This window comes from Paenibacillus enshidis (assembly GCF_042136365.1).
GTDB lineage: Bacteria > Bacillota > Bacilli > Paenibacillales > Paenibacillaceae > Paenibacillus > Paenibacillus enshidis.
The window spans coordinates 151,591-170,628 of record NZ_JBHHMI010000004.1 but is presented as its reverse complement, the minus strand read 5'-3'; the positions used below and the strand labels follow the sequence as shown (position 1 = coordinate 170,628).

At 51.7% G+C, this 19,038-nt stretch carries 15 protein-coding genes; 7 read left to right on the top strand and 8 right to left on the bottom strand.

Features of this window, described 5'->3' with window-relative positions:
* Window positions 1–106: 106 nt before the first annotated feature.
* On the top strand, window positions 107–757 hold the full coding sequence (fsa, locus tag ACE41H_RS06890; protein ID WP_375354255.1) for a fructose-6-phosphate aldolase: 651 nt from the start codon (window positions 107–109) through the stop codon (window positions 755–757).
* 122 nt (window positions 758–879) lie between these two features.
* Here the strand turns inward: fsa and ACE41H_RS06885 are convergent, their stop codons facing one another.
* Window positions 880–1,725, bottom strand: coding sequence for a helix-turn-helix transcriptional regulator (locus ACE41H_RS06885; RefSeq protein ID WP_375354253.1), 846 nt, complete (start codon window positions 1,723–1,725; stop codon window positions 880–882).
* A 198-nt stretch (window positions 1,726–1,923) separates the two neighbouring features.
* Between ACE41H_RS06885 and ACE41H_RS06880 the strand changes: the two genes are divergently transcribed.
* Window positions 1,924–2,667, top strand: coding sequence for an SDR family oxidoreductase (locus ACE41H_RS06880; RefSeq protein ID WP_375354251.1), 744 nt, complete (start codon window positions 1,924–1,926; stop codon window positions 2,665–2,667).
* 206 nt (window positions 2,668–2,873) lie between these two features.
* On the top strand, window positions 2,874–3,401 hold the full coding sequence (locus ACE41H_RS06875; RefSeq protein WP_375354249.1) for a TetR/AcrR family transcriptional regulator: 528 nt from the start codon (window positions 2,874–2,876) through the stop codon (window positions 3,399–3,401).
* A gap of 75 nt (window positions 3,402–3,476) precedes the next feature.
* Here ACE41H_RS06875 and yicI read toward each other — a convergent pair whose 3' ends face one another.
* A complete protein-coding gene (yicI, locus tag ACE41H_RS06870) occupies window positions 3,477–5,795 on the bottom strand; it encodes an alpha-xylosidase (RefSeq protein WP_375354247.1) in 2,319 nt (772 codons plus the stop codon).
* Window positions 5,796–5,983: 188 nt separating this feature from the next.
* On the opposite strand from yicI, the gene ACE41H_RS06865 reads away from it, so the two are divergent.
* Window positions 5,984–6,901 carry a helix-turn-helix transcriptional regulator gene (locus ACE41H_RS06865; protein ID WP_375354245.1) on the top strand — a complete coding sequence of 306 codons (918 nt, stop codon included), beginning with the start codon at window positions 5,984–5,986 and terminating at the stop codon, window positions 6,899–6,901.
* Between the two features lie 81 nt (window positions 6,902–6,982).
* Here ACE41H_RS06865 and ade read toward each other — a convergent pair whose 3' ends face one another.
* From ade to ACE41H_RS06850, 3 genes are all read right to left on the bottom strand, one after another.
* Entirely contained in the window at window positions 6,983–8,815 is a 1,833-nt protein-coding gene (gene ade, locus ACE41H_RS06860) for an adenine deaminase (protein WP_375354243.1), read from the bottom strand.
* Between the two features lie 376 nt (window positions 8,816–9,191).
* Entirely contained in the window at window positions 9,192–11,549 is a 2,358-nt protein-coding gene (helD, locus tag ACE41H_RS06855; RefSeq protein ID WP_375354241.1) for an RNA polymerase recycling motor HelD, read from the bottom strand.
* A 168-nt stretch (window positions 11,550–11,717) separates the two neighbouring features.
* Window positions 11,718–12,782 carry an FUSC family protein gene (locus ACE41H_RS06850; protein ID WP_375354239.1) on the bottom strand — a complete coding sequence of 355 codons (1,065 nt, stop codon included), beginning with the start codon at window positions 12,780–12,782 and terminating at the stop codon, window positions 11,718–11,720.
* 206 nt (window positions 12,783–12,988) lie between these two features.
* On the opposite strand from ACE41H_RS06850, the gene ACE41H_RS06845 reads away from it, so the two are divergent.
* Window positions 12,989–14,242: an MFS transporter gene (locus tag ACE41H_RS06845; protein ID WP_375354237.1), complete on the top strand. Its 1,254-nt coding sequence runs from the start codon at window positions 12,989–12,991 to the stop codon at window positions 14,240–14,242.
* A 161-nt stretch (window positions 14,243–14,403) separates the two neighbouring features.
* Window positions 14,404–15,570, top strand: coding sequence for a glycosyltransferase family 4 protein (locus ACE41H_RS06840; RefSeq protein ID WP_375354235.1), 1,167 nt, complete (start codon window positions 14,404–14,406; stop codon window positions 15,568–15,570).
* Between the two features lie 20 nt (window positions 15,571–15,590).
* On the opposite strand, the gene ACE41H_RS06835 is transcribed toward ACE41H_RS06840, so the two are convergent.
* Complete coding sequence (locus ACE41H_RS06835; protein ID WP_375354233.1) at window positions 15,591–15,791, bottom strand: YwbE family protein; 201 nt, start codon at window positions 15,789–15,791, stop codon at window positions 15,591–15,593.
* Between the two features lie 61 nt (window positions 15,792–15,852).
* Entirely contained in the window at window positions 15,853–16,581 is a 729-nt protein-coding gene (locus tag ACE41H_RS06830; RefSeq protein ID WP_375354231.1) for a DUF1361 domain-containing protein, read from the bottom strand.
* Between the two features lie 204 nt (window positions 16,582–16,785).
* Between ACE41H_RS06830 and ACE41H_RS06825 the strand changes: the two genes are divergently transcribed.
* On the top strand, window positions 16,786–17,826 hold the full coding sequence (locus tag ACE41H_RS06825; RefSeq protein ID WP_375354229.1) for a chymotrypsin family serine protease: 1,041 nt from the start codon (window positions 16,786–16,788) through the stop codon (window positions 17,824–17,826).
* A 127-nt stretch (window positions 17,827–17,953) separates the two neighbouring features.
* On the opposite strand, the gene ACE41H_RS06820 is transcribed toward ACE41H_RS06825, so the two are convergent.
* Window positions 17,954–18,985 (bottom strand): ROK family transcriptional regulator, encoded by a 1,032-nt coding sequence (locus ACE41H_RS06820; RefSeq protein WP_375354227.1) that lies wholly within the window; start codon window positions 18,983–18,985, stop codon window positions 17,954–17,956.
* Window positions 18,986–19,038 lie beyond the last annotated feature (53 nt).

Genomic DNA, 19,038 nt, shown 5'->3' with positions numbered 1-19,038 from the left:
TAAGCCAGTATAATGCTATCATCAACAATTTTTTGCAGATTGAGGGTTGTTTTCCGTTCATTTTGCAGAATCTAAAATGAGCACAAAAACTAAGGAGGAGTTCTTTATGAAGTTTTTCTTGGATACCGGCAATATTGAGGAAATCAAACGGATTGAACGTCTCGGCCTTGTTGACGGTGTAACCACCAACCCTTCCCTGATCGCCAAGGAAGGAAGAGTGTTCAAGGAAGTCATTCAGGAAATCTGCGGCATCGTCAAAGGCCCTGTAAGTGCTGAAGTGATCGGCCTTAAGGCAGAAGAAATGCTGAAGGAAGCTTACGAAATCGCAAAATGGGCTTCCAATGTTGTCATCAAGCTGCCGATGACCGAGGACGGTCTGTATGCCTGCCATGAGTTGTCCAAGAACGGCATCAAGACCAATGTCACACTTATCTTTTCCGCCGCTCAGGGCCTGATGGCCGCCAAAGCCGGCGCTACCTTCATCAGCCCGTTTGTCGGTCGTCTGGATGACATTGCCGTGGACGGTTTGCAGCTGATTCGTGACTTGCGGCAAATTCTCGACTTCCATGATCTCAAGTCGGAAATTATTGCCGCCTCCATCCGCAATATTAAGCATGTGGAGGACGCTGCCCTGGCGGGATCTCATATTGCGACCATCCCTGGCTCCCTTCTTCCCGCCTTGTGGAAGCACCCGCTTACAGACATCGGTATTGAGCGCTTCCTGAAGGATTGGGAGAAAGTACCCCAAACAAAATAAAAGTTAATCAACAGGCTGCATTCCGGTGCAGCCTGTTTTGCATTTGTAATCCTTTTTTTCTTTGACAAAATCATAAACACGGCGTATTTGTTGGCCATGCTTCCGTCTATTTTACCGGAGTTTCAGGCAAAATTCCCTGTTGCCAAAAGTCGCCGCACCTTCTCTGTCGTATCTGTTCCCTCAAAGGGCATATTAATGACAACCTGCAATTCGGGTGATTCATTCGCTGTAAACGATAAATTATGAAAAGTCAGTTCACCTGCAACCGGATGATACAACTGCTTTAGTCCTTCTGATGCATAGATCACTTCCTGACGCTGCCACATTGCTTTGAATTCTTCACTGATGGCGGACAATTCCGCAATTTGCTGGGACCACCACGGATCCTCTACAAACCGACCGTACCCGGCACGAAATTGGGCCAGACAGCGCAGTGCAGCTTCCTCCCAATGCTCTCCCTTGATCTGGCGGAAATAATCAGAGGTAAACGTAATCCATACCAAGTTCCGTTCCCGCTCAGAGAGTTCATCGTAATTGCCGTAAACGGAGCGGAAGGCATTATTCCATCCGACAATATTTAATCTGGCATCAATTACGCTGGCCGGATGGACCTCCATTTGGTCGAGAAAATGCTGGAGTGTGGCGCTTATTCGTACTTCAGAAGATTTTTCTTCTACCGGAAAATGTCTATGGGCAAGCAAAAACAAGTGCTTTCGCTCGTTGGCATTTAATTGAAGAACACGGGCCAAGCTTTCCAAAACTTCGGAGGATACTTGAATATCCCTGCCCTGCTCCAGATAGGTATACCAATCCTGGCTCATTCCGGCCAGCATCGCGACTTCCGAACGCCGCAGACCCGGGGTACGCCGCCTCCCTCCCTCCATAATTCCCGCATGCTGTGGTGAAATACGTTCCCGGCGGCTCCGCAGAAACTGCGCCAATTCTTGACGGCGGTCTACTTTTAACAAATCCTTCAGCCCTCTCTATAGCTTATCTAAAAGATTATGGGAGTTTTTCTCCTAGGATAAACGTGCCCCTCGTTAACAATTACTAACTATTATACCTTATAGATGTGCCTATAACAGCAAATCAAAAATTTCAATGCGCTGGGGCCTCTGCCTTAGCTATATGTAAGCACAACTCACATCAATTTATTGGGAGGAATCATGATGTCAGTACAAGAACAGAAAGTTATCCTGATTACAGGAGCAAATAAGGGGATTGGATTCGAAACGGCACGTCAGCTCGGTTTACAAGGCCATACGATATTCGTCGGAGCAAGAAATATGGAAAGAGGCACTGAGGCGGAAGCAAAACTGCGCGCCGAAGGAATTAACGCCTCTTTTATTGAAGTGGATGTTACGGATCAGGCAACCATAGATGCAGCAGCCCAAAAAATTGACGAGTTGTATGGCAAACTTGACGTTCTGATCAACAATGCTGGTGGTGTCGGGAAGCTTGAAGGGATATCACTTCCTTCCACAACCCCAATGGAGGCGCTAAAAGGGACATTTGAACTCAACGTCTTCGGGGTATTTGCCATGATGAAAACGATGCTGCCTCTGCTGCGCAAATCTGAAGCCGGACGGATTGTGAACCTGTCCAGCGGACTGGGGTCGCTTACCTTGCAGAGTGATCCAGCCTTCGAATATAAAGATTACAAAACATTGGTGTACAATGCTTCGAAAACAGCAGTTAATGCGCTTACTGTCCATTTCGCTTTTGAATTGAAGGACAGCAAAATAAAAGTAAACTCTGCCGACCCGGGCTTTACAGCTACTGATCTGAACGGTTTTACAGGTATTCGCACGGTTGAGCAAGCAACCAATGTCGTGGTGAAGCTGGCAACACTTCCTGAAGATGGTCCAACAGGCGGATTCTTTGACGAAAACGGAACACTCCCTTGGTGAAAAATGAATGTGAACCACATACAGCAATATAGCTGAACATTGAAAATGCAACAGCCCTGAATCTCTCAGGCCTGCTGCATTTTTTGTTTATTACCGTTATGGTAATGATTTCAGCATCGCTATTGCATTCTGTCTTAAAGGCATGTATAGTTTGTTTAGTGATTGATTAATCACAAATGCTCAAAAAGAGAAGGATGATGCTACCTATGGCAAAAAATTCATCGGTTTCCGCCAGTCGGCAGAGCGATATTATTTCCGCCGCTATTGAAGTTTTTGCGGAATTGGGATTTTACAGGGCAACCACGGCCAAAGTAGCAGAGCGGGCGAATATTTCGCAGCCGTATATTTTCAAGTTTTTTTCCACAAAAGAGGAACTGCTGCTGGAAGCGCTGAAGGTTTCCTGGGCACGCATTGCGGATTCCTTCAGCCATGTCGTAAGCACGGTTCCGCCAGAGCGTCTGGAGGAAGAATTGATATCCGCCTACGTGCGGATCATGTATGAACACCGCAATGAAGTGCTGCTGCAAATGCAGGCCCAGACCATTATGGATGCCCCAATCGTCGAAGTGATGCGGGAAGGCTTCAGCAACATCAGACAGATGGTGCTTGATGCTTTTGTTGCAGCCGGCATTGCCAATCCTGCTGAAAGAACCTTGCTTTTTCTCGCCAGAGGTATGCTGTGCAACATTTCCATGTCATTGAACTTGCCGGAATTAATGAAGCTGGACGAATGAGTATAATGAAGAAATGGCCGTCCCAGTTATCGATGATAACGGAACGGCCATTGTACTATTTCAATGCCATGCGTATTACAGAGTTACAGTTACAGCTCCCGCTGAAGCGGTCGGTGTGATGACGATACCTTGACTGCCCTGCTCACTGCTTCCTCCGTCAATGCCTGACACCTCGCTGATTCCACGCAGCACAAGACTCCAAGGCTTGCCAGCTCCTTCAGACAAGATCGACAGCTTCCCGCCTTCACGCTTGACGGATACAGTCAGCTCAACTTCTCCGGTTGTATTGCTCACGATACTCTTCGCGTCAGCGCCGTCTTCCAGCTCGAACAAGTGAAGCTGCACGCCATCGGCATAATCGTAATCCGGACGGCTGTCCTCACTTCCAAATGCGATCAGGCTGTTCGGCTTCACCAGCACCGGCAAGGTCATGAAGCTGTGGTTTTCCTTGCGCCAGCGGCCACCTTCCACTACATCGCCCGTAAGCAGATTCGTCCAGCGTCCTTCCGGCACATAATACTGCACGCTGCCTTCTTCGTTGAAGATCGGAGCGACCAGCAGCGATTCACCAAACATGTACTGGCGGTCAAGCGCATGTGTTGTCGGATCGTCCGGGAACTCCAGCAGCATCGCCCGCATCATCGGCAATCCGCGCACGGATGATTCCACGGCCGAGTTGTACAAATATGGCATCAGGGAGCATTTCAGCTTCGTAAATACGCGCACCACATCCACCGCTTCCTCGTCAAACAGCCATGGCACACGATAAGATGAGCTGCCGTGCAGTCTGCTGTGGGAGGACAGTAAGCCAAATTGTACCCACCGTTTGTATACATCCGGTGTTGCCGTATTTTCAAAACCACTGATATCATGGCTCCAGAAGCCAAATCCGCTCAAGCCGAGCGACAGTCCTCCACGCAAGGACTCTGCCATCGATTCATAAGTGGAGGAGCAATCGCCGCCCCAGTGAATCGGGAATTGCTGGCCGCCAGCCGTAGCGGAACGGGCAAACAGGGCTGCTTCATTTTTACCAAGTCTCTGCTCCAGCAATTCAAAAACAGCTTTATTGTATAAATGAGTATAATAGTTATGCATTTTATAAGGATCGGAGCCGTCATAATATACAACATCGGTCGGTATGCGCTCGCCAAAATCGGTTTTGAAGCAATCCACGCCCTGATCGATTAGTGTCGCCAGCTTGCTTTGGTACCATGCCACCGCATCCGGATTGGTGAAGTCAACAAGGGCCATGCCAGCCTGCCACATATCCCACTGCCATACACTGCCGTCCGCTCTTTTCACCAGATACCCGTTTTCCATGCCTTCATCGAACAGGATTGATTTCTCTGCGATATACGGGTTGATCCAGGCACAGATTTTAAGGCCCTTTTCTTTCAGACGGCGCAGCATGCCCTCCGGATCAGGGAACATATCTTTATCCCATTCAAAATCGCACCATTGGTATTCCTTCATCCAGAAGCAGTCAAAATGGAAGACAGACAGCGGAAGATCACGCTCAGCCATGCCGTCCACAAAATGGTTAACCGTCGCTTCATCGTAATCGGTTGTAAAGGAGGTCGTCAGCCACAGGCCAAACGTCCATGCCGGAGGAAGCGCAGGCTTGCCGGTTAGCTTGGTGTAGTTATCCAGCACCTCTTTCGGATCTTTGCCGCCGATAATGAAGTATTCCAGAGTTTCGCCTTCCACGCTGAACTGTACCTTGGATACGTTCTCGGATGCGATCTCATAGGAGACACGCTCCGGATGGTTGACGAACACGCCGTAACCTTTGCTTGACAGGTAAAAAGGAACATTTTTATATGCCTGCTCGCTGCTTGTCCCCCCGTCTTCATTCCAGATATCCACAATCTGCCCGTTTTTGACAAACGGTGTAAAGCGTTCACCCAAGCCATAGACGTATTCGCCAACGCCAAGCTCAAGCTGTTCCCTGAAATAAGGTTTCTCCACAGGGTCCTTGATATATCCTGGGCCGCGGTGGCCGCTGCCGGTCAGCCGGGTGCCGTCATAGTGAAAACCAACATCCCAGCCCTTGCCCCGTCCAACACGGACACTGAGCTTGCCGCTCTGCAGCACAACCGCTTCCTCCTGCTCGGAAATCTGCACTTCCGTCGGCTGTGTCCCAATTTCAAATTCAGGACCTTTTTTTACCTGTCCTTTGTGATGATTAAGCGTAACACGGATGACATCCGGCATCGGCGAGCTGTATGTCGCTTTCAGGAGCGTACCGTTCAGCGTGTCCCCTTTTCTCTCGATTCTTTTGGTGGCGGCAAATACCGTCATGGAAGAACCATCTGTCACAATATCCCGAACATCCGCCGGATTCTGAACTTCATAACCCTTGCGGATCATCCAATAGCCGTCTGTAAATTTCATTGCTTGCTTCCTCCCTGCATCTTCTGCATCGGTATGCACTACTATAGTATTGGAATTTGCTGAATTCTTAATTATAATAATATTGATTTAAGAAAGGGTTTTCTTTTGATATTTTGATGAATAGTAACACAATATTGATGGATTTGAGATTAGATGTGGCTTTTCAGCCTCAGATAGGAGTGTGCCAGATGAGACGCGAAACGCTCCGCGAAAACCGGGTGCATGGCCTTCCGTCCTTTCCTGTAAGCGTATATCCCGATGTCGAGCAGTTGAACGGCAACTGTATACTGGACTGCCACTGGCATGACGAAATGGAGCTGATCCTGGTACGCAGCGGAAGCGCCCTTTTTCAGACGGATATGCAGCATACGGAGGTCAGGGCGGGTGAAGCGCTGTTTGTGAACAGCGGAGTGCTGCATGCCGGCTATTTGCATCACGATGACCACTGTGTTTTCTCTGCCGTTGTCTTTGACCCGAAAATGCTGCTCAGCCATGGCCCCGATGTAATCCAGCAGCGCTTTATCGAACCGGTTCTTCACAAAACATTACTGCCGCCGGTCCATATGAAAGGAACGGAAACCTGGGGCCGGGAAATACTGGATTCATTGAATAAAATTTTGCGGGATCACAATACGCGGCATCCGGCGAAGGAAATTTCCACCAAAGCACAATTGTATGCCATCTTCGCCAGCATGTATCCGCAGATGATACCGGCCGCAGGAGAACCGCTGGAAGCGAACACCGGTCTTTCCAAGGTGGAACGTATCAAAGTTGCGCTCGGTTACATCCATGAGCACTATCAGGAGCCTGTCCGGCTGAAAGACATTGCCGACAAGGTGGGTATGAGCGAGGGCCATTTTTGCCGGTTCTTCAAGCAGATGGTGCAGAAAAGCCCGATTGAATATATTAACCATTACCGAATCCAGAAGGCCAGTCTGCTGCTGGAGCAGAGCGACCGTAAAGTGGTGGATATCGCGCTGGAGGTGGGCTTCGATAACTTAAGCTATTTTATTGCCACGTTCAAAAAATGGAATGGCATGACTCCCTCCTGCTACCGCAAGGAGCATGGCTCGCAGCAGATTGCGTTCATGCCGCTTCCGCTTTGACCCATCGCAGGCGTAAAGCACAATAAAGCGGCTCCCGACCGGAAGCCGCTTACTGCTTGTTCTCCCAAACAAATGTCTTTGCTATACTCTCTCTGTCTCATCAGCTGTAAACAGCGAAACCATGTGAATGCCGTCCGCCCCGATGGCTACGAGTCCCTTGTCGGACAGCCGGATTTCCGGAATGACAACGAGCGCCAGCAGCGACAGCGTCATAAACGCGTTATTGAGCGTGCAGCCCGCATGCTGCAGAGCTGTGCTGATGCCTTCGGACTGCTTCGCAACCTCGGCAAACGGAGCGGGAGACATCAGACCTGCGATCGGAAGCGGCATTAAAGCCTCCCTTGAAGCCGAAATCACCGCAGACCCGCCCTTCATGGAAATGACCTGATTGGCAGCGCGGGCCATCATTTCGTCATCGTTGCCGATCACGAGCAGGTTATGGCTATCATGCGCCACGGTCATGGCTATGGCAGCAGGCTCCGTAAATCCGATGCCGGTAACCAGAGCGACAGCGCTGTTGCCTGTTCCTTTATGGCGCTCAAAGACGGCGATTTTGCACAAATCCTTGCCGGGATCTGTAACAGCCTTCCCCTCTTCTACCGGAATCATCATTTTAACTTCTTTCGTTTCCACATGGTTTTCCGTTACCTTAATAACCCGTGCCTCCGTCTCGCCTGCGCGAACCGGTGCCGGAAGAGCGAAATCGGTGACACGGATCGTCCGGTCAATGCGCATCGTATTCAAAACCTCCCCGGGATACGTAAAGCTGTCCCAGTCTGCAACCATTTTCCCGTTCTTGGCCACAATACGCCCGGCGGCAATGGTTGCTGACACTTGTACATCCGCAAGCCTGCCTTCCAGCAAAATGATATCCGCAATGGAGCCAGGGATAATCGAGCCGATATCTCTCGCAACCCCAAAACGCTCCGCCGTATTAATCGTCGCCATCTGGAAGGCGGTGACCGGCTTCACCCCTTGGGCGATAGCATGCCGCACAACAAAGTTCATATGCCCTTCCTTGAGCAGCGACTCCGAGCTGCGGTCATCCGTCACCAGCATCATGCGGCGGGTATCCAGCCCCATCTCCGTGCAGGCTTTGATCGTTTCAGCCACATCATGCCAGGCAGAGCCCTGCCGCATCTTGGCGTACATGCCCAGCCGAATCCGCTCGGCGACATCCTCGGGGGTCACGCACTCATGGTCTCCCGTAATTCCGCTGGCCGCATACACAGGCAGCCTCCAGTCGTCCGACGCCCACGTAAAATGTCCATCCGCGACCTTGCCTGCACGCAGCGTTGCTTGTATTTCGCCAATCATCGTTTCCTCGCCATACACAACACCGGGAAAATTCATTACTTCCCCGAGGCCGATCATATCCGGCCCCCAGCTTAACGCCTCAGCCACCTCCTCCGGGCCGAAGGAAGCGCCGGTTGTCTCCAGTTCCGCATTCGTGGAGGGCACACAGGAAGCGACCTGCATATAAGCGGCCATCGGTGTTGTCCGCGCTTCATCAAGCATGAGGCGAAGGCCTTTCAGGCCGAGCACGTTGGAAATTTCATGGGCATCGAAAAATCCCCCGGTAGTGCCCAGCGGAAGCACCGCCTTCGCGAATTCGGTCACGGTCAGTTGGGTGCTCTCGATATGACAGTGTCCATCCAGCAGGCCAGGCGCGATATAACGTCCTTCTGCTTCAATAATAACCGTGTCCGGTCCGATCGTATGGCTGACATCCTTGCCGACATAGGCGATCCGGGAGCCCTGTACGGCCACGGACATTCCCGGAATGATCTCCCCCGAAACGACATTAACGAGCCTGCCGCCGAGAATGACAAGCGAAGCCGGACGGTCCCCTCTTGCAGTGGCCACAAGCTCAGGAACACAATCCGCAAGCGCAGGACGTTTAAATAGACTCATATGGACTTCCTCCATTTTCTCAAAATTGCTAATCCGGTGAAAAATATATGACTCGTATTATAATCCCGCAGGTAAGGATTTGTAAAATCAGATGACATATTGCTGTTGCAATAACTAAAAATCAGCGCGTCCCTTTGTGCATCTATACGATAGTCTTCCCAGCGATGGAATAAATTGTGACAGCGATTGCTTGAGACGCTCCGAGAACGAACCATTCCTACAATCACTGTTGCCCCCCAATTTTTGATCATATTTTTTAGAGGTCCTACACCAAGTATGTAAGAGAAAACGAGTATCGGTGGAAGGCCAGGCCATCGTTAACCGATACTCGCTCTTTTAAATCCAAAATGGTCTTTTCGAGATATCCCATGAAGGGTTATTTATTAGTTAGCACGCTATAAATGAACGTATCAGGGGATTGCTCTGTCACAAATGGTGTTGTTTCGCCAAGGGAATAGATATGAAGCAAGTGCATCGCCCGGGTGCATGCCGTGTAGAACAGCTTGCGCTCGCTTTCCCGTGCGTACTGCCCGCTTGAACCGTCATAAATCAGGACGGCGTCGAACTCAACGCCTTTTGCCAGGTAAGCGGGGATGATGTGAATCCCTTTTTCAAAGGCAGGCGTCGTTTTTTTGATCAGCCGCGGCTTGACAGACAGCAGCTTCTTCAGCGCTTCATGAGCTGCGGAGCTTTCTCCGGCCGTTTTACAAATGACGGCTATGGATTCATAACCCTCTTCCAGCAAAGCTTCGACATCCCTTGCTAACCTTTGATGCAGCTCTTCGCGCGTGCCAATCTCGGTCACCTCCGGCATGCCGCCACTGCGGTTGAACGGAATGATATGCTCTCCGCCGGCGACCATTCCTCTTGTAAACTCCACAATTTCCTTGGTGGAACGGTAGCTCCTGGTCAGGGAAATCAGTTCCGTCTGATCGGGGCCGTACAATTCCGCCAGAGGGCCTGCGTTCTGAAGCACCGAAGCATGGGCGTAGATAGCCTGGTTGAAATCGCCGAGAGCCGTCATTTTCGCTCTTGGGAAGAGGCGCTTCAGGAAAGACAGCTGGAACGGCGAATAGTCCTGGGCCTCATCGATAAACACATGATGAATTCCGCTGTTGGAGCGAAATCCGAGCGTGATCTCGCGCAGATACAAATACGGTGTCGCATCCTCATAGGCCAGCCCGCCTTCGCTGATCCGCTCCAGCGTCAGCCTGCTCATCTCCTCCCAGCTAGCGGGAAGCTCCGTACCGCCGGACAGATGCTCTGCAAGCCCCCTGTTGCGGAACAGTTCACTGTATAATCGCGTGATGTCAACAAAGCGCAGCGCTTTAATCCATTTGCGCAAGGGCTTGAGGCGGTCGCTGACCACCATTTTGGCCAGAATGCTCCGCTCACGGTCATAATCGTCGAATGTCTCGCCGAGTCCCTTGTTCTTGCGGCGGAGCCGATTGTAGGCGCGCTGATAGTCTTCACTGGACAGCATCTCGATCTGCTGGTCGACCCATGGGGCCGAAATCTCCGCTTTCCCGAATGCTGCCAATTCCTTCAGCAGCCATTCGCGCAGCAGCTCCAGACGGTTGGCCAATCGGATGGAAGGATCCAAACCATAAAATTTCCGGACCATTTCAGCGGCGGATACGACCTCGCGGCCTTGAAAGCGGACCGGCTTGAACATCATGCCTTCCCGCTCCAGCCGCTGCTTGTAGCCCTCAATCATGCCCTGAAAGATTTGGGACGACTTGAAGCGGATGCCTTCCATCCGCGCCTCATATTCCGGCTGGCCGGACGCGGACAGCACGTATTCAAGCTGCTCGAACGGATCCTCAAGCTGAAACTCCCTGCCAAGACGGCGCTCCAGGTATTCCTGGAACGTGGTCTGGTTCATGTTCTCTTCGCCAAGCTCGGGCAGAACGGTGGACACATAGCTGTTAAACATCGGGTTTGGCGAGAAGAGCACGACCTGATCCGCACTCAGGCGGTCGCGGTACTTATAGAGCAGATACGCTACACGCTGGAGAGCGGCAGACGTTTTACCGCTTCCGGCCGCACCCTGTACAATAAGCATCCGGCTGCGGTCATCGCGGATGATCCGGTTTTGCTCCTTCTGGATGGTGGCCACAATGCTTTTCATCTGGGCATCGGAGCTGCGGCTCAGAACCGCCTGCAGCAGTTCATCCCCGATCGTTACCCCTGTATCGAACATGAAACGGATGCGCCCGTCGCGGATCACAAACTGCCGTTTCAGGGTGAGCTCTCCTTCTATGGCACCTGACGGGGTCTCATAGGAAGCAGGCCCTGGTGTGCTGTCATAATACAAATTGGATATCGGAGCGCGCCAGTCATAGACAAGAAAGTCCACCTCATCATCATCCATCAGGGATGCAATGCCAAGATAAATTTTCTCCTCTGTGCCTTCTGCCTCCGCAAAATCAATTCTTCCGAAGTAGGGCGACTGCAGCAGACGGTTTAACCGGTTCAACATAGCCGCCGACTGCTTGTGCCGCTGTTCACGGTCCGACAACACCTGGGACTGCTGACGAAGGCTTGTGGACGTTTCGCCCACATCATCGGATTCGCTGAAGTTCATCGTCACTTCATCCCAGAAATCCTTTCTCATGGAGACGACATCCTCCCGGACACGGCCGACCTCGGCCTCCAGTTTGCGGATGCGGCCGCGGATATCGGAAGTAACTTCGTCTACCCTTTGTTGCTCCTTTGTCCATTCCTGATCCATTTTTGGCATCTCTCCTCTTTCTCATCCACACCCGGACTACACTTTAGTATAAACTCCCGGCAGCAACTCAAGTCCTGAAGGGAGGGTATTGACATCCTCAATTGCATTTGCTACATAATAACGCAGCTGAAAAAGGACGCCAGTTGGCGTCCTTTTTCAGCTGCGCTGCTAGGATCTGCGCAGCCACGCCTTCAGTCCCTCGGACTGATCCTTGCCGTCATCCCCACGGTGAATATGATCGGCAAGCCTGCTCAAACGGCTGAGCTGATGGCCGTAGTCATACATGGCCGCCGCCACGATGGCCAGCCTCAGCACCCCCTCCTGCGTCTGGTCATAACGGGCAATGGCTGATTCCATAAAAATGCGATTTTCTTCTTCAAAAATATGCGATTCATCGTCGTTAGGTTTCAGCTTATCCTCAAATTTCAAAAGTGCGTGCTCATGGAAGCGGATAAGCTGCTCCAGATGATTATCGAAAAATTTGTCCGTCCCGTCAGGACGCTCAGCCTGAAAATAGTGCCGCTCCACCGCATCCAGCACCTCAAACCCTTTTTCAAGGCTGAGCAGCATTTGCTTGTAAACGACCATCTCGCGGGTCTGGCTGTACCGCGCTCTCCTGAGTTTCTTCTGCTCTTCCTCGAACAGGTTGTACTTGTCAGACAGGCCTTTTACGGCGCCTTCCAGATTGTTTTTTTCTTCACGAAACACCGTTTCTTTGATTTCATCTGATATGGCCGTCCGCAGCAGCAGCGACATTTTTGCGAACACGCTTTGAATATGGCCGACAAACTGCTTCTTCGGTTTGGGCGGGAAGACCAATATATTAATGAGAAAAGCCGAAACGATGCCGATCAGGGTGAGCGCAAAGCGCGAAACCGCAAACTGCCAGTCACCGGCTGTCTCAATAACGGAAACGACGGTGACCAGCGTCAGACCGATGGTATCGGCCATTTTAAGCTGAAGACAAATGATAATGACCAGACTGCAGATAAGTCCGACTGCAATAGGCTGATTGCCAAGCACCATCCCCCCCGCCAGAGCCACAATCGCACCCAATGTGCTGGTCTGAAGCTGATCCAGAAAATAGCGCCAGGAACGGTAAATGGAAGGCTGCATGGCAAAAATGGCTGCGATAGCGGCGCCCACGGGCGATTGGGTATTGAGTAATGAGCTTAAAAAGAGGGCCAGTGTCACGGCAATGCCCGTCTTTAACACCCGTGCTCCAAATGCCAAAAAAATCCCTCCTGCGGTAAAACTGCTTCTCCAAAATAATTCATACCGAAATAATATAAACAAATTAAGGGAAACTGTCCATTGATTATTATTACCCATATTAATTCAATTGGTGCTCTGACGGAAGGCCCCTCTTTCTTCTTCCGCAAATTGCTTAACCCTGCTAGAATAGAAAGATCGCTTTAACAACAGGGTGGGGAGCATTCATGCAATCATTTCAACAGTGGCCGCGGAATATCAGGCTTTTTTTCATCGCTAACATTTTGTACCAGATCGGCACAGGCATGTTCTCCGTGCTGTATAACCTATATATCGAAAGCCTCGGCTATAACGAATCGATGACCGGCAGCGTCGTCAGCCTCCAGTCCTTGGCAACCGCTCTTATGTTCATCCCGGTCGGCCTGCTCGGCGACAGGCTCAGCCGCAAGCGGATGCTGATGGCCGGAGCATGGGTCAGCGGGGCCGTCTTTGCCGGCCGCTCGCTGCTGGAAGCAGAGCCAGGCATGCTGCTGTTCGCCGTGCTTAGCGGCATTTTTGCCGCTTTTTTTCAGGTGCTGGCCATTCCCTTTTTAACTGAAAATGTAAAACCGTCCGATCGGCTGCGCATGTTCAGTTACTACTCGTCGCTCGTGCTTGCCGCACAGGTTATCGGCAGCCTTGGCGGCGGCGTCATTGCAGATCTGCTGCAATCCTGGGGCTTTGGCCGGACGGCCAGCCTGCAGGCCGTGCTGATGGCCGGTGGCATTTCCACATTTGCCTCCTTCCTGCCTCTGATCCGCATATCCGAAACCCCGGAGGCTGCTGTCCCTGTGGACAGCAAACCGGCTGCGGCTGACAGCAGCACGGACGCAGCGCAGCCGAGACGTGAGCGCGTGCTTATCGCGCAATTTGTGATTACACAGCTTCTGATCGGCTTTGGCTCGGGTCTGGTGATTCCTTACCTTAATCTATACTTTACGAACCGTTTCGACGTTTCATGGAGCGGTATGAGCCTGCTGATTGCCCTTGGGCAGATCATGACGATTGTCTCCATGCTGATCGGCCCGTTCCTTGCCGCAAGGCTCGGTTCCGTCAAGGCGGTCGTCTGCTTTCAAATGCTGTCACTTCCGTTTCTGCTGGTCACAGGTTTTACCCATCTGCTGTGGGCCGCATCCGTCAGCTTTCTGTTCCGGCAGGCGCTCATGAATGCGGCAAATCCCATTCAGTCGGCCGTGATGATGGACAAAATATCAGCGAAACGGCGCGGCACAGCCAACTCCCTGATGCAAACCGCCTTCATGCTCGGGTGGGCCACTATGGGACCGGTGCAGTCGTACCTCGTAACGACCTACGGGAACTATTGGGGATATGCCATCACCTTCAGCATCACCGGCCTGTTGTATGTCGTTTCATCCCTTCTATACTACATCATGTTCCGGGAACGCCGGACCATTGTGGCCAAAGTCAACGTACATGGTTGAACTGGTTGTCTGCTTGCATCTGTGACGCTGCCTTTACATTAAGCTGAATTTCAGCATACAAAGCCCTGTCATAATGAAGAAAACGTCTTCGACGTACTTGCAAAGCAGACAGACCGCTTTTAGGTCTTTCATCGGTTTGTTATGATGAGGGAGGAAATTGTATGCTTCGGGTGGCGCTTTTTACGGATACCTTTGCGCCGGATGTTAACGGTGCGGCACTGACTTTGGCGAGATGGACGGAATACTTGCGCGAGCACAGAGTGCCTTGTATCGTGTTCGCGCCGGAGGGCGACAGGGCTCAGCCTGCGGGCCCGGACGTAGAGCGTTTTCGCAGCATCCCCTTTTTTCTGTACAAGGAATGTCAACTGGCGATCCCCAACGCCAAACAGATCAACAACCGGCTTAGCTCCTTCTCCCCCACGCTCATTCATGTCGCCACGCCCTTCAACCTCGGATTGTTCGGCGCTTCGTACGCGACAAAGCATCATATACCTCTTGTCGCATCCTATCATACCCATTTCGATAAATACCTCGACTACTATAGGCTGCGCTGGCTGGAACCCGCGCTCTGGAAGTATATACTGTGGTTTCACAGAAACTGTGAGCGAGTCTATGTGCCTTCGCAATCCACTTTTTCCGAATTGAAAAACAAGGGCTTCCGCAATCTGGAAATATGGAGCAGAGGCATTGATGCAAACCTTTTCTCCCCTGCCGGACAAAGGGAGCAGTTATGGTCAAAATGGAACATCAGACCTCGTAAACACATCATTTTATATGTAGGCCGGCTGGCGCCCGAAAAAGGCATCGATATCCTCTTGGAATCGTTCAGACGTCTCCCGGAGCGGCTGCGCTCCGAGACAGTTCTCGTTGTTGCCGGGGACGGTCCACTTAGCCGCAGCCTGGATGCCGCCGCGCACGGGCTGCCTGCGGACGCGGTGCAACGGCTCGGCTTTGTCACCGGTAAGGATCTGGCCGAGTGGTATGGGGCAGCTGACCTGTTCCTGTTTCCGTCGGCTACCGAGACGTTCGGCAACGTTGTGCTGGAAGCGATGGCAAGCGGAACTGCGGTGATCGGAGCCGGAGAAGGAGGCGTCAAGGACCTGATCAGCCACGGTAACAATGGCTGGCTGTGTCCTGCCCATGATGCCGCTGCTTTCGCGGAGGCGGCAGCCCTGCTGCTGGATAACGGCGCTTTGCGCCGCCGGCTTGCTGACGCCGGACGGGAAAGCAGCAGGGCCCATTCCTGGGACAGTATTTTCAGACGTTTGCTTGCAAGCTACCGGAGCGCAGCAGCTTCTCCGAAAATGAAGCCGGCGGCGCGCATGTAGCAACAAGCTCTCCGCGGCTTCTATTGCTGCCCGATAATATGCTGCACCCGCCCAACCTGCCCGTCCGTCAAGCGCACCTTAATGCCGTGCGGATGGGCGGGTGAGTTGGTCAGAATGTCCTTGACCGTTCCCCGCGTCAGCTTACCTGTACGCTGGTCCTGCTTTAAAACAATATCAACGAGCAGCCCTGGCCGGATATCCGCTCTCTTTTGTCCATTCATGCTGTACACCTCATTTCCTGTTGTCAATCAATCTTCCGAGCTCTTCATCGTGTATGCTTGATCACTTTCCCTTGGCAGGCTTCCCGTTCAAGGACGCGGCCAAGGTCAGCATATAAGCTGCCGCAAGAACGGCAAAAATCATCCCGCAAAAATGCAGCATATGCTCCTGTCCGGAAGGCGCAGACCAAATCTCGGCCAATTGCTTGTACAGTGAGACCGGGTCTTTGACGATATCCCAGGAGTTGCCGCGGATAAAACGTCCGATATAAATGGCGAAGCTGCTGAGCAGCAGCACCATGACAGCGAACAGCACACCCGCCATCCACCCGAATGACCTGCGCACCAATTGCCTCACGGAATCCAACAGCATACTCCCCATCATCAAACCTGTCAAGCTTACAAGCAGCATGGCAAACGTATGGTTCCAAAAGTCAGTATCCGCCCAGAAGCGTTCACCAGGTTGAAATGGATATCTTGCAAACACATGCAGCATGTCCGTAATCAAATAAGGCGTATTCGGATAAAAAACCAGCCACACAATGCCCGCACCCGTCAGCAGCAGATTCCTGATCCCGCGGCGCTTCATGGCATAACAAACATCCAATATGATGGTAAGCACAGCGGGTATCCATGCCAGCAGCATATTCCACCAAATAAAGGTGTAGGAGGCTCTGCCCGACGGCAGCTTTACATTCAAAATCCACAGGGTGCTGACAAGGGACACCAAGGCGAGCAATCCAAATATCATTAACTTGCGAGGATAGTTCAGTGATTTCAATCCTGTATGCATGCAGCCTCCTTTTCATCGATAAACCCGATCAGCGTCTGATAGAAAAGCTCCTTCTCCATGAAGCGGATATCGTGGCGCTCTGTACCCGAAAGTGTACAACAAATTGATTTATTCCACAATGTTCCAAAGAATAAGAAAAACTTAAACAAAAAGCCCTCCTTCCCCATAAACTGCTTGTGTAAATACAAAGGAGGACTGATCAGGTTGGCAACTTTCGCAGCAGCACTGAAAATGAAAAATAAACATGCAAAAAAATGGCTTGCCGCCAAAGGCGTTTTTGGAGTAGGGGTCGGATACAAAGACCCGAAGAATCACAAAAAAGGGGCAGCCGTCATCATTTACACGGAATCATTATCTGCAGCCAGATCCGCTCTTTCTACTGTAGCGGCCCATTCAACCGGGACAAGTGCGCCGGTCCGCATCGTGCGTTCACAGCCCTTCAGGACGAATGCCAGCTACAAGCAGCGAATTCGTCCCGTACGTGCCGGCTACAGCATCGGAACGACAGAGTATTCCGGTACCTTGGGTCTCATCGTTGCCAAGCCGAAGCAGTCGGGCGTAACCTATATGCTCAGTAATAATCATGTCCTGAACCCGGACAATAAAGGTGGACTGATCCCCACGCTTCAGCCTGGCGGAGCAGACGGCGGAACCCTTTCTTCCGACCGAGTAGGAACGCTGTACCGCTACGTGAAGCTGCGCAAATCCGGGCAAAATTTAATGGATGCCGCCATATCCGCCCCGCGCTTCAGTAATCTTGTTACTCCCCGCTACGCCACTGTCGGGGCGGTACCAGGATATGTTACGTCTTACAAGGTTGGAGAAAAGATGAAAAAAGTCGGCCGCACGACAGGGCGGGTGTCCGGAAGGGTAGAATCGATCCATACGGATGTACAGGTAGAATACGGTGAACATTTAGGTACACTAAGCTTCCACAACCAAAGCGTCATACGTGGTGCAAAGCCTGTCTCACTACCGGGAGACTCTGGCTCCGTATGGCTGCGGAGCAGCGACAATTACGCGACGGCCGTCAATTTTGCAGGCTCGCAGGATGGACGCATCTCCCTTGCTTTTCCTGTGGAAAGAGCGATGCGGGCCTTCGGTCTGCAGGTGGCGCAGCCATCAGGCAAAGCCGCAGCAATAAAGCGCCGCGCCGCTTCTTCATGCTCCTGCACCCGTCCGCTTACAGCCAAAGAGCTGACCCGCTGCAAGCCTAAAACCGCAAAGGGAAAGGTACAGAGATGACTTCAATATAGGGGGATATCAATATAAAGAAGATCTTGCCCCGCCGTCATCCTTCGTTTGGCTGATGCTGAAAAAGGCATTCAACTTTTCCGAGGAGAACAACATGGCCGCTAGCCATGTTGTTCTCCTATTCCTCGTTTTTATCCGCCTCGGCAAGCATCAGCTCCAGTCCCAGGCCCTGCAAGCCGTTGAGATAGTCCTTTCTCCAGTTGCTGACCGCCATCTCTGGCAGGTGCTCGGCCGGAATATATGCCGTGCAGCCTGTCGCAATTTGCGCCAGCATAACCGATGTGACTTCATCATGGCAAAAGATAACCCTGTGCGGATTCAGAATCGCGGCCAGCGAAGCAATCAATCTGCTCACCGGATCGAAATCTGCCCCTGCGCTTAACGCTTTCTCCTTCACAAAATGCATGGCCTGCAGGAAGTTGCGGTTATCGTATTGCGGAACGAACGAAATTTCCCCTGAAAAAGAGGTGCTGCCCCGCACCAGCTGGCCATTGACCATCACACCGGCACCGGGGCCGTTCTGGCCAAAGTACAGATATACGAGCGAAGAGGCATCCTTATGCTTGCAATGCAAATGATAGCCGAGCACCGCGGCGTTCATATCATTTTCCACAACCACCGGTATGGAAAAGCGCTGTTCACAAAAGCCCTTTAAATTCAATTCCTGAAATTGCTCATAGCCTGGTATGTAAATGATACGTCCGTTGCTGACGGCTGCGGGAACGCCGATCGAGAGCGCGCTGATCTTCGGATATTTTGCAATCAGGGGCTCGACATGCTCGGCAAAACTCTCGATATCTTTGGTGAGCACATCTGCAACCTCCTTCCGCTCCTTCACTTCGCCGCGGCAGTTGAAGACAACATATCCTGTTGCATTACGTTCTGAAAATACGGCCAAGCCAAGTCGATAATCCGCATTGTATTCGTATCTGGCCGCCCTTCTTCCACCCCCGGAATGATCCAGTCCGCGCGAAAGCACCTCCCCGCTCTTCTCCATCTGATTCATGAACTTGCTTACTGTCGGAAAGCTGATGCCGAGCTTGCGGCTGAGCTCAACCTTCGTTGCACTCCCATGCTTCAACAATTCGGTACGGATGCCGCGCAGAATAATTTTTCTCAAAGACTTTGGACTTGATGTTAATTCGTTCACTTCATCCACCTCAATGCATACTTATTAAATGTGTTTAATAAGCTGCGATTAGC

What these genes read in the sequence shown, in the direction of transcription:
- ACE41H_RS06830 (WP_375354231.1), bottom strand. Translation starts at nt 16,581, where the DNA reads ATGCATACAGGATTGAAATCACTGAACTATCCTCGCAAGTTAATGATA.
- ACE41H_RS06875 (WP_375354249.1), top strand. Translation starts at nt 2,874, where the DNA reads ATGGCAAAAAATTCATCGGTTTCCGCCAGTCGGCAGAGCGATATTATT.
- fsa (WP_375354255.1), top strand. Translation starts at nt 107, where the DNA reads ATGAAGTTTTTCTTGGATACCGGCAATATTGAGGAAATCAAACGGATT.
- ACE41H_RS06835 (WP_375354233.1), bottom strand. Translation starts at nt 15,791, where the DNA reads ATGAATGGACAAAAGAGAGCGGATATCCGGCCAGGGCTGCTCGTTGAT.
- ade (WP_375354243.1), bottom strand. Translation starts at nt 8,815, where the DNA reads ATGAGTCTATTTAAACGTCCTGCGCTTGCGGATTGTGTTCCTGAGCTT.
- ACE41H_RS06845 (WP_375354237.1), top strand. Translation starts at nt 12,989, where the DNA reads ATGCAATCATTTCAACAGTGGCCGCGGAATATCAGGCTTTTTTTCATC.
- helD (WP_375354241.1), bottom strand. Translation starts at nt 11,549, where the DNA reads ATGGATCAGGAATGGACAAAGGAGCAACAAAGGGTAGACGAAGTTACT.
- ACE41H_RS06880 (WP_375354251.1), top strand. Translation starts at nt 1,924, where the DNA reads ATGATGTCAGTACAAGAACAGAAAGTTATCCTGATTACAGGAGCAAAT.
- ACE41H_RS06840 (WP_375354235.1), top strand. Translation starts at nt 14,404, where the DNA reads ATGCTTCGGGTGGCGCTTTTTACGGATACCTTTGCGCCGGATGTTAAC.
- yicI (WP_375354247.1), bottom strand. Translation starts at nt 5,795, where the DNA reads ATGAAATTTACAGACGGCTATTGGATGATCCGCAAGGGTTATGAAGTT.
- ACE41H_RS06865 (WP_375354245.1), top strand. Translation starts at nt 5,984, where the DNA reads ATGAGACGCGAAACGCTCCGCGAAAACCGGGTGCATGGCCTTCCGTCC.